The sequence below is a fragment of the Bacteroidia bacterium genome (assembly GCA_025056095.1).
Classification (GTDB): domain Bacteria; phylum Bacteroidota; class Bacteroidia; order JANWVE01; family JANWVE01; genus JANWVE01.
In genome coordinates this window covers 1-10566 of sequence record JANWVW010000091.1, presented here as the reverse complement: position 1 = coordinate 10566, position 10566 = coordinate 1, and the positions used below count along the sequence as shown (strand labels likewise).

General features: G+C 36.2%; 10 protein-coding genes. 6 read left to right on the top strand and 4 right to left on the bottom strand.

The genetic code is table 11. The annotated features are described in order from the left end of the window. Positions 1-107: 107 nt before the first annotated feature. The 3 genes from NZ519_08015 to NZ519_08005 form a co-directional block, all read right to left on the bottom strand. Positions 108-1841, bottom strand: coding sequence for an ABC transporter substrate-binding protein (locus tag NZ519_08015; protein MCS7028695.1), 1734 nt, complete (start codon positions 1839-1841; stop codon positions 108-110). A gap of 147 nt (positions 1842-1988) precedes the next feature. Further along, positions 1989-4706, bottom strand: a complete 2718-nt coding sequence (locus NZ519_08010; GenBank protein ID MCS7028694.1) for a gliding motility-associated C-terminal domain-containing protein — start codon at positions 4704-4706, stop codon at positions 1989-1991. 5 nt (positions 4707-4711) lie between these two features. Next, a complete protein-coding gene (locus NZ519_08005; GenBank protein ID MCS7028693.1) occupies positions 4712-6055 on the bottom strand; it encodes a hypothetical protein in 1344 nt (447 codons plus the stop codon). 209 nt (positions 6056-6264) lie between these two features. On the opposite strand from NZ519_08005, the gene NZ519_08000 reads away from it, so the two are divergent. The 6 genes from NZ519_08000 (at position 6265) to nuoK (ending at position 10392) form a co-directional block, all read left to right on the top strand. Next, entirely contained in the window at positions 6265-6570 is a 306-nt protein-coding gene (locus NZ519_08000) for a hypothetical protein (GenBank protein ID MCS7028692.1), read from the top strand. Between the two features lie 110 nt (positions 6571-6680). Then, on the top strand, positions 6681-7007 hold the full coding sequence (locus NZ519_07995; protein MCS7028691.1) for a hypothetical protein: 327 nt from the start codon (positions 6681-6683) through the stop codon (positions 7005-7007). Positions 7008-7042: 35 nt separating this feature from the next. After that, entirely contained in the window at positions 7043-8320 is a 1278-nt protein-coding gene (locus NZ519_07990; protein ID MCS7028690.1) for a 4-vinyl reductase, read from the top strand. An 87-nt stretch (positions 8321-8407) separates the two neighbouring features. Further along, the gene (locus NZ519_07985; protein MCS7028689.1) at positions 8408-9400 is read left to right on the top strand and encodes a hypothetical protein; all 993 of its coding nucleotides are present in this window, start codon (positions 8408-8410) and stop codon (positions 9398-9400) included. A gap of 92 nt (positions 9401-9492) precedes the next feature. Next, entirely contained in the window at positions 9493-10050 is a 558-nt protein-coding gene (locus tag NZ519_07980; GenBank protein MCS7028688.1) for an NADH-quinone oxidoreductase subunit J, read from the top strand. A 12-nt stretch (positions 10051-10062) separates the two neighbouring features. Beyond that, positions 10063-10392 carry an NADH-quinone oxidoreductase subunit NuoK gene (gene nuoK / locus NZ519_07975; GenBank protein ID MCS7028687.1) on the top strand — a complete coding sequence of 110 codons (330 nt, stop codon included), beginning with the start codon at positions 10063-10065 and terminating at the stop codon, positions 10390-10392. Here the strand turns inward: nuoK and NZ519_07970 are convergent. Then, positions 10358-10528, bottom strand: coding sequence for a hypothetical protein (locus NZ519_07970; protein ID MCS7028686.1), 171 nt, complete (start codon positions 10526-10528; stop codon positions 10358-10360). The two genes, nuoK and NZ519_07970, sit on opposite strands and share 35 nt — an antisense overlap. Positions 10529-10566 lie beyond the last annotated feature (38 nt).

The following is a 10566-nucleotide window of genomic DNA, read 5'->3' as shown; positions in this document are numbered from 1 at the left end:
AGGCAGTGCGTTAGCACCGAAGCGAAGCGCAGTGCGGAATGCCCCGACCCTTGCGTCAGCAAGGGGCACGCCCAAAATAAAAATCAAATTATTTTTTTAGGCACAACTTATTTAGGTTGGAAGTTAGCAGGATTAAACCCTGGGTTACTAACAAAAACTACTGAGGTTTTGATATTATTAAATCGTTTTTGAATAGCGATACATGCTTTAGGCTGCCAAAGTAGAATATAAGGAAGTTCTTCGGCTAATATTTTTTGAAACTCATAGTTTAGGGCAGTACGTTTGCCTTTATCTAGTTCTTTATTTATTTTTTCTAACAGTTCATCTGCTTTTTTGTTATCAAAACCGACAAAGTTATATCCTCCATTTGCCCAATTTGAACTGTGAAATATTTGATACAAATTAGTAGGTGCAGGTTCTTCTACCCAACCTCCTATAAACATGTCAAAGTTATGTTCTTTGCGGGCTTTTATATTGACAGTTTGATCTTGTTCTAAAACATGTACTACTACCCCTACACTGCGGGCTACTTCGGAAAACATATATCCTACTTTACGGTAGTCCGCATTTCCTGCAGAGATAGCAAGGTCAAATTCAAAGTCAATGCGTTCTCCGTTGATATTTTTATCTCGGACACCATCTTTGTTTGTGTCTTTCCATCCTGCTTCATCTAGCAGCTTAGCAGCTTTTTCAGGGGAAAATTCTACAAAAGGGATACTTTTGTCATATTCTTCAGGCTTATCTACCAAAGCAGCGTTAGATATTCTAACTGCAAAACCTTGCATTATCTTATCAATCATTTTATTTACGTCAAAGAGGTGTGCCATTGCTTTGCGTACTTTTTTATCTACAAAGAAAGGTTTTCTTTCTTCGCCAGGTTTTAAGTTAAGTCCAACATAATTGTAGCTGAGTTTATTGGGCGTAGCAAACTCAACTGTATTGGGATCCATACTAGATTTGAGTGCAAGATACTCTTTCACAGGTATATCGTGAAGCACATCAATTTGATTTAGTTTGAATAGTTGAACAGCAGTAGTAACATTTTTTACAACTCTGTGAATAATCCTTTTAGGATAGGCTTGAAAGTACACATTTTCGTTTTCGAAGGCGTTTCCCCACCAGTTTTCTTTTCTTTCTAATACTATTCTTTCCCCATAAGTCCAAGACCTAACTGTATAAGGTCCTGAACCTGATATATTATTAGGTGTTTTTTTAAAGACATCGGAGTTAAAGTTTTCAGCGAATTTTGCCGCTTTTTCAGTAGTAGCATAATCTAATTCTTTATTTAGCTGCGGGATACTTATGTTTTTCATCAACCCAGAAGGGTCATAGTTATATTCAGGAATTATGTTTAATATATTGAGCATAAATTCTGCAAGCATGTATTTTTGATTGGTTTTGACAGTAAACTTTTTAGGGTTGTTTGAGTCTACGATAACGTCTTCTACAAATAAGTAATTAGGCCGCAAATGAGCTGCGTTGACTTTTGGGTTTTTAATCACTTTTATGGTAAAAGCAAAATCATGCCCTGTAACAGGTGAACCGTTATCCCAAACAGCTTCTTGGCGAATTTCATATTCAAAAGATAGTCCATCTTCAGAAATTTTAGGAGTACTTTTAGCTAGTACAGGTACAGGGTTTAAGGTATGAGGATCCGGACTGCATAAAGATTGAAAGATATTTCGTATAATAGAAGAGGTAACCGCTGAGGTAGCTAAAATAGGATTAAGAGCGTCTGCATCTGTAACCTCGCGTACTACTACTGAGTCTCTATACTTGGATTGTCCAAAGACTATTTGGAACAGAAAAGCTGTTAGTATTAAAGACCAGAACTTGACCATATTTTACATTAAGTTGTCGCAAAATTGTAAATTATTTAATAAAAAAACAAAATAAGGCTTATGTTAAAGTGGCAAGAGAAAAGTGCTTGCAGCATAGGGATTTATGCTGATATATAATTTAGCCTAAAAGATTGATAGAATTTAGATTTATCTCAAAATAGTAAGGTTACCGACAATTTTACGTTTTTCTACACCTTTTAGTCGTTGAATAGTTGCAGTAGCAATAAAGTAGTACACGCTTTCTGGGGCTTCTATTCCGTTAATAGTACCATCCCAAAAATTATTTACGTTATTACTACGCTGCACTTCCACGCCCCATCGGTTATAGATACGCATCTCTACTCCATCTACGAATTTATATCGCTTAGGTTTGAAGACTTCATTTTTTTCATCTTTATTACCTGGGGTAATGATGTTTGGAAATTCCAATTCCATACATGGGTTATCAAAGCATACTTCATTACTTGATTTAGATTCGTTACCTGAAGAGTCCACCACAGTTATGTAATAGCATCCTGTCAGACCTAAGTCGGCAAATGTGGTTTCTGTGTTGAGTTCATTTCTGTTAAAAGTAGCAATTTTTTGGTATGGGCTATGTAGATAGCGCTTGAAGTAGAGATTAAATTGTTGATTATCATCTTGCTCACCACATGGCGTATTGTCAGGTAAGGTCCAATTCAAAGAATAAGTTTGAGTTTGGCAATCTAACTTACCAAAAAGAGTTGTAGGGCAGGGAGGTACAGTGTCTTTTGGAATAACTCTAATAATTTGAGAGTTGTTCAATAAAGGGCGTTTGATTTCTGTGGTAAAGTAATAAGCCCCTGAAGTAGTAACATAATAGAAGTAAGGTCTTCTGGGCTGCAAACCTGTGTCTGTATAATTCGGAACCGTAGTTGTAGCTATCAATGTATAAGGTCCTGAAAAGGTGTAACTTCGGTACACATAGAAAGTGTCTTCTGTCCAAGGAGTGTTGAAATTCCAAAACAAAGCTGCAGCTTTATGTAAGGGTGTTGCAGACAAACGAGGAGAACTAGCAGGGGAACTAGCGGCTACTTTAACCTCAGGCTGCGGACTATTGAATATAACATATTCTATTTTGTAGCTATAAGCATTGTTTTTTGTATCTATATTACTAACCGTGAAAGAGGTGTCTGTGATACCGCCTGTGTTTGTCCCTATTAGAGTGTAGGTAGTAGCAGTTAGTCCTATACCTTGATAAATTTTATAATGGATTTCCCCTGGAGGAAGTTTAGCGTTAGTAGTATCAGGGCTACGCCAACGAACTAAAATTTGACCTGTTAAACTATCGGTTACAGTAACACTGACGTTAGTAATCACAGGAATATCCCTTTTAATTTTAACACATTCTTTGTTACTGGCTATACTTTCTGATGCAATAAAAGTAGTTCCTGTACCTGGTAAGCTTTCCTCAAAGTAAGCGGTTACATGATAAGCGTAGATATTTCCAAAGCTGAATCCTAATCCTCCGTTATCATCAGTAAAGGTAGTTGTAGTTCGCCCTGGAAGAGTGGCTACTAGGGTGTACCCTGTATAAGCAGGTACACCTGTTTCACAAAGACTAGGGGACCACGTATCGCAGCCTTGTCTGCGGTATATCCGATAGCCTGCCGCATTAGGACAGGGATGAATATCCCATGAAAGTATATTTTTACCAAATTGTGAAACTGCTTTAAGATTAGTTACAGGTGGGGCAATAACACGAATAGTGTAAGTGCGTAAGTCTACTAAACTGGGATTGGGTTTATTGATTGCGTTTAATGCATCATCTTCAGCTCTAAATACAACTTGGTAAGGAATGCTGCGTACATGGCTGCAATTTGTATTCCAATGAAATGTACCTCTAGCAGGGCTACTATCTACACTTGCAGTAAAAGTAGCAGGAGAAGAAGACAAGCTAAAAACTTCACTTACTGCTGTCATTTTTACAATTTGTAAGGGGTCTATATCGGTAGCGAATATTCGTTTGTGAATGGTTGCCCCTGCAATTACGCAGGTATCCTGAATGTTTTGAATTACAGGAGGGTTATTAGTGCTAGGAATGACTAAAATTTGCATATCCCTTATAGTGTAAGCAATACGAATACGGTTAGTACGTGGTGGAATTCGCCTGTACTCTTCAATCAATATAGCAATATTGTACTCACCTGTGCATAGAGGTACGTTCCAACGTATCTCACCACTTTGACTGTTTATTGTAAAAGTTCCCCCTGAACAACCTGGAGTGTTGTTAGGTAAGACATAGCCTGGAATAGGGCTATTTATTCTATCTTGACAAGGGATAAGCGAAAAGACAAGGGAATCATCATCCGGATCATAAGCCGCAGGATTATGAACGTACAACCTATTCAAAGCAGCTACATCCAAAGGTTCTAAAAGTAGTACAGGGGAGTTATTTATACCAAATTGAAAGTTGATTTGAAGTTGCGTTTCGATGTAAAATTCAACATTAACTGAGTTAGGGATATTGAGCACTCCGTCGTTGCGATTGGGGTCGCGCATCCCCATCTTAAAAGTGCCCTGACTAGGAAAGGTGTAGTTGGTTATATACTTATTCCTATATGTATTTTGCCCGTTACGGCTGACATCTACTTTGCTTGTTCTTTTTACAGTTAAAGTAGTAACTAATGACCATGTGTTGGTTACAGTATTGAGAGAGTAGATTTCTAGATCTAGCTCTTCTCGGTCTGGTTGACTTCCTCCAAAAGCAGCAAATGTAGTGATAGTAATTTGATAAGTAAGCCCTGATATATGGACATAAGTAATTTCGCCTGCTCTGTTATGGGTAGCATAAGCATAGTTGAGAATAGTCCAAGCAAGTAGTATGTATATCGTACGGATATTCATAATTTTTAATCCTTACAAAGATATTGATTTATTTCATTTTCGGTAGTAGGTAAAAGTTTCAAATCTATTTGTTCTTTATGAATGTTATCTGTTTGAGCAAAGTAATAATTACCTTTATAGTACGCCATGGCTATTATTTTACCTTCCTTGTTAGAAGGAGGTACTTTACCTTCAAATATGTTTCCTTGGGCGTATTTTTTTATTTTTTTCATTAGTTGTGTTCGCTTGGGAGTTACAACGCTAAAAGAATTTGTATTTCGGAATAGATAATTTGTTTTTTCGTCTATGTAACAGACCATGACTTGGTTAATAGGTAGATCAAAAGGTTCTTTTATGTTGACAGATATAGTTTTAGCTTGCTTTTTAGGTTCATAAAAGGCGGCTACCCAACCTAATTCAGAAAGATTACAGTAGTATTCATATTTTTTTTCTTTCTTTTTATGGGTAGGTAGAGCTACTTTTTTTATCTGTTGTTCTGGGATAGGTTTCCATTCTATTTCTCCGTTAAAGCTGTGCTTTCCAATATAGAAATGCAAAGGTTGCTCGCTAATAGTTTGAATAGTAATTACGGTATTCGGGCCCAAAAATATAGGGTTATTTTTTTGCTTAGCAGCAACATACCATATCTGATGAGCATACTTCAATTCGTCTTGAACATTTGTAGAAACATTTGCTTTTATGAAGTCTGTACCATGAGATAACTCTTTGAATTCTAAAACAGCTTCTCCTTCAATACGTTTCCCGTACTTATCTACAAATATGGTGTTGTGTAATTTAATTTTTGAATGATTTGAGGTAGTATGTATGTAGTCTTTATCATCATCTACCCAAAGATACTCACTGTGAGCAGTGTATTGTTCGAAGTATTGTTTTAGAGGATGTTTGTAATCAAACAATTTTTGCTCATGATAGATAGGTTCTGGCTTTTGTATGTCTTTTTTAGTATCTTCCTTTTTTTCCTTTAAATGATACAAAGGTTGTACGGTAAATTCCTCTTTTACTTCCTCTGCTTTCTCTGCTTTTTTCTCATCCCGATTGACTTCTGTTTTGGCAATAGGTTCTTTACTTATAGTTTTATGTTGATTTTTAGCAACAAAAGTAGCCTTAGGTATGCTTATATTCTTCTTTGGATTAGATTTTGCGGTAGTTATGAGAGATGGCTCCTTTTTTGAAGAAGCAAATGACTTTATTGAGTTTATTGAACTTTTTTCCTGATAAGTGCTTTGAAGTTTTTGAGTAGGTAGATTCTCTCTTATAGATTTTTGAGTGTTGAGATACTTGTGTGCCCACAATGCCGACAATAGACCGGCTGTGCAAATTACGCCTGACCAAAATAAGCGTCTTTTCATAATGCCAAAACCTTGCTGCATGCTGTATACGTACGTTTTTCAGGTAAAATTAGTTGCAAATACGTATTCAAGTTATTTTTACTGAAACATATTTTAATGCTACCTACTATATTTTTGCCCGAATTTTGATATTTCGGTATAGGTTTTGTAACTTTACCTAAGCTAACTGTAAGCATTCACTACGCACTATCAGAATAAAACTTTGAAGTATGTTCAAATATACAGAGAGTAAAAACTGCAAAAACCAGATCAAGGGCATTTATGAACTAGATTTTGCCACAGATAGAGTTTTTATTACATATTTAAAAGAATTTGGTGAGGTTAAGGTATTAGATTTTACTCAATTCTCTCCTAAGTCAAAAGTATTTTTCAAGGTTACTTACAAAGACATTTATACTATTGAGGGCACATTAAATGAAAACCTAGTCTTTTTTTCCTGTAAAAAGACCCACTTACAGTTCAAAGAAAAATGGGAAAAATTTCTCTCTGTTTACCAATTAAAGTGCAATAAATAGAAAGAATTTACTACAAAAAGCCTACTATTCACAAAAAAAAGTAATAAAAAAAATCAAGATTAGAAAACTTCTTCTTATATTTGCGCTTATATAGCGATTTACCAAATACTATGGCTACCTTCAAGAATTTATTCTCCATATTCAAATGGAAAGAAAAAAAACAAGAAGTAACTGAACATTCAAATAGACCAATTAAGCCCACTCCTTTTGATATAAAAAGCTGGGCTATCAAGGAGCTTCCACCTCTAGCTTGGGAAAGAATAACTTTGCGGACTAGCAGGTATTTGTTACAGAATTATCAAAAAACCCTAAATCAGTTCCCACCTAATGAAGTCTTACCTGTTGAAGTTGTAGAAAAAGTACGTCTTACTATTTCAGAGTTATACCAAAAAGAAATTAACTTTGAAAACCAAACCTTAATCTCCAAAAAGGTTTAAGTTAGTGTAAAATTATATAAAGGAGGTAATATAACATGAACGAGCAACATAAACATCCTTTTACTGCTGCGTACGATAAGGAATATCATGCTTACTGGGTAGGCAACGAACCTATGATTTTTCATTGCCATCATTATAATTTATTTTTGCAAAACAGTATTAAAGACGCAGGAGAGTTTTTTGACACAGACACTCTACTAACTCAGGCCGCTGAATATGTAGCCTATCACCAGTTTTTGGAGCTGTTTGGACCTAAAAATGAAAAAAATGCCAGTCTAAGCACACTACTAGATGCTTTTTCTTTATTTGGTTTTGGTAAACTGAACGTAGAAATAATCAACACAGAAGGCGGAAAGGTTTCTACAGACAAAGAACATTACAGCGTAGGCTATATTAGCAAGTATCCTATTCCCTCTCTAGACAAAGAAGGAGTTTGTTATTTTGCCAAAGGCTTCATTGCAGCTGTATTCTCGTATCTGAACAAGCAGCCTATTTTTTCGTATGAAGTAAAACAGACCCAATGTTTATCTAAGGGACACGATAAAAATGTTTTTGAAGTAACTAGACTCTCCCAACCTGCTAAACCTATATGCAGCTATTATGCAGGTAAAGGCGTTTTAGGTTCAGGTTACGCTTATCACAATCACCCCGATAGTCCTGTGGATTACTTAGCTATTCTAGAAGCACTTACTCAAATGGTACTCGTAGGTGATACAGAAACAGGACTAATTGACGCTTTCGGAGTACTACTAACTCGTCACTACGCTAATTATTACTGCAACATTTCTTTTGGATTACTTGAAAATATGCACAAGGAACTAGGTGAGCAAGGCATAGAACTAGTACGCGACTTATTGATTGAAGCAGGTCATATCTGCGCTTTTAATACAATGGGAGGTATCATGACTTCTATGGAATGGGAAGCCCTTATTAAACCTATGCTCAAAACTCGTGAGGACTGGATACACGGAATTATCGCCTGTATCAACGCACTAGGTTGGGGAACATATATCATTCGCGAACTTATACCCTACAAATCTTTAACCATAGAGTTATTCAATGACTATGAAGCTAACCACTTCCTAGCACGCAAATATGACTTTAGCACCCCTATCTCTTATTTAGCCACAGGTATAGCTGCAGGTATCATGAATCTTCTCTATAATGCTGACATTACTCAAAAACCTGTACTCAATGAAGAGTTTTACAACAAAGCTTTTAAGTCAGGTAAAAGATTTATAGGTAAGCAGATTGCATGTAGAACGATGGGAGCAAAATCCGCAATTATCACAGCAACCGTAGAAAACGCATAACTTACATCTTTTTTTAGTTCAGCAGTGGTACAAGAAAGCTTTGTACCACTGTTTTTATTTCAAATATGTACTACCTTTGCACAAAGTATGAAGTCCTACAAGACTATAATTGCACTGCTCATTATTTTGATTATTCTCTCTATTTTGACGTATTACGTAGTATTTAATGAAAAAACTTCCTCTACTTCTCCAAGAGAAACAGGTTTTGCTATCAAAGATACGGCATCTATTTACAAAATTGTCATGAAGGATAAAAAAAACACTGTTGTCCTTACTCGCAAAGGGGCTGATAATTGGCTACTTAACGAAAAAGAACCCGCAAATTTGATTTTGATTAAAACTATTTTAGAAACAGCTTTTTTAGTGTCTGTCAAATCACCTGTACCTGAAAGTGTCAAAAGCCAAATTCGTGATTTGCTCTCACGCAATAGCATACAAGTGAGTTTTTTTGATAAAAATAACCGCCTAATTAAGGAATACTATGTAGGTGGTCAGGCAGGGGAGAATGGCACGTATGCTAGGTTAAGAGATGCGAAAGACCCTTACATTATAGGCATTGATGGCTTTAATGGATATTTAACTACACGCTTTACCACAGATACACTTTTGCTCAAAACTCGTAGGATATTCAAAACCCCTTTGCATAATTTAGCACAAATTGAAGTGCAATATACTAGTGGAGATAGCAGCTACACCCTTGTGCAAAAACAACCTACACGGTGGTACATTGATGATAAAGAAGTTACTTACAACTATTATGTACAAAAAGGAATTAACTACTTTCGTAATGGAGTAGCTTGGTTGGAATTTTCTATGTATCCTGATAGTACGCTCATTACAAAAGAAAAAGAAGATTCTATACTGTATAAAGCCAAGCCCTTTGCTCATATTACTTTTAGCTTGAAAACAGGGGAGAAGTATAAAGTTAGTTTTTATTGGCGATATTTTAGGGGAGTTATTGAACCCTCTACTTATTGGTCAACTATCAATGACCAAAAACGAATTGTCATTACTCAAGAATACGTATTTGGGCACTGGCTAAAAAGCAAAAAAGACATGTTCAAAAAACGAATATCTTAAAATAATTTGTTCATTATCAGTTGAATAAAAATTACTCAGCCAATATTTTTGTACATCTCAAAAAAACTTACAAGTTTTGCACAGTATACTTTATGAGTACCTACGGATTTTGGTATCTAGTATTCGCCCTTTTATTAGTATTTTCTGCGTTAGCAGTAATTTCATTTAGAAACATCATTTACGCTGCTTTTTGTCTATTGCTAACGTTTTTCAGTGTAGCTGCTTTGTATGTGTTTATGCGAGCAGATTTTTTAGCGGTTACACAAATTGTCGTATATGTAGGGGGTATTTTGATACTTCTACTCTTTGGGGTAATGCTAACCAATAAAATTACCTCTTTCTTCAAAATTAAAACAGATATTATCAATATAGGTTGGGGCAGTTTTGTGGCAGGGGGAATTTTATTTTTACTTGCTTCTATTATTCGTACAGTTTCTTTCGGTAACTTGACTTGGGTAAAAAATGCTGAAAAAGCTAACAACGTACTTAAAGACACAGACAGCACTGTACAAACTATCGGTACACAGCTCATGACAACGAACCTGTTACCTTTGGAAATAGTGTCTATTTTGCTAACGGTAGCTCTATTGGGGGCAGCTTATATAGCACGCAGAGAACCTACTAAGGGGCGTAAAACTTTGTCTAAATAATCATAATCTACTATGTTAATTAGTGCGTTATTGACTGAAATTCCTGTTTATTATTACGTAGTAATAAGTGCAATTTTATTTGCCTTTGGCTTATTTGCCGTAATTACACGCAGGAATGCGGTAGTAGCTCTGATGGGCGTAGAGTTGATGCTCAATGCGGCGAATATTAACTTAGTGGCTTTTTCTCAATATGATAAAGCGTTACTATCAGGGCAAATGACTGCGATTTTTGTCATTGCTTTGGCAGCAGCTGAAGCAGCTGTTGGTTTGGCGATTGTCTTAAATATTTACGACCGTTATCGTACAGTCAATCTTGATGAGATTGATACGATGAAAGAATAAAAGGATTATTTTCTTGGGCGTGCCCTTGCCCATACTTCGCTTGCGCTTGTATGGGCAAGGTCGGCGTGCTTCGGGCTACGCTATCGCTTCGGTGCTGCGCTGCGCTCCGCACTGGGCTAACGCCCACCCTCCGCATGCCTCACGCAAAGGATCTCTGAAAAATCCATTTCTCTG

Bases quoted from the DNA above. Each gene is read 5' to 3' on its own strand.
- NZ519_08015 (MCS7028695.1), bottom strand. From the start codon at position 1,841: ATGGTCAAGTTCTGGTCTTTAATACTAACAGCTTTTCTGTTCCAAATA.
- NZ519_07985 (MCS7028689.1), top strand. From the start codon at position 8,408: ATGAAGTCCTACAAGACTATAATTGCACTGCTCATTATTTTGATTATT.
- NZ519_08010 (MCS7028694.1), bottom strand. From the start codon at position 4,706: ATGAATATCCGTACGATATACATACTACTTGCTTGGACTATTCTCAAC.
- NZ519_08000 (MCS7028692.1), top strand. From the start codon at position 6,265: ATGTTCAAATATACAGAGAGTAAAAACTGCAAAAACCAGATCAAGGGC.
- NZ519_07970 (MCS7028686.1), bottom strand. From the start codon at position 10,528: ATGCGGAGGGTGGGCGTTAGCCCAGTGCGGAGCGCAGCGCAGCACCGA.
- NZ519_07990 (MCS7028690.1), top strand. From the start codon at position 7,043: ATGAACGAGCAACATAAACATCCTTTTACTGCTGCGTACGATAAGGAA.
- NZ519_07980 (MCS7028688.1), top strand. From the start codon at position 9,493: ATGAGTACCTACGGATTTTGGTATCTAGTATTCGCCCTTTTATTAGTA.
- nuoK (MCS7028687.1), top strand. From the start codon at position 10,063: ATGTTAATTAGTGCGTTATTGACTGAAATTCCTGTTTATTATTACGTA.
- NZ519_07995 (MCS7028691.1), top strand. From the start codon at position 6,681: ATGGCTACCTTCAAGAATTTATTCTCCATATTCAAATGGAAAGAAAAA.
- NZ519_08005 (MCS7028693.1), bottom strand. From the start codon at position 6,055: ATGAAAAGACGCTTATTTTGGTCAGGCGTAATTTGCACAGCCGGTCTA.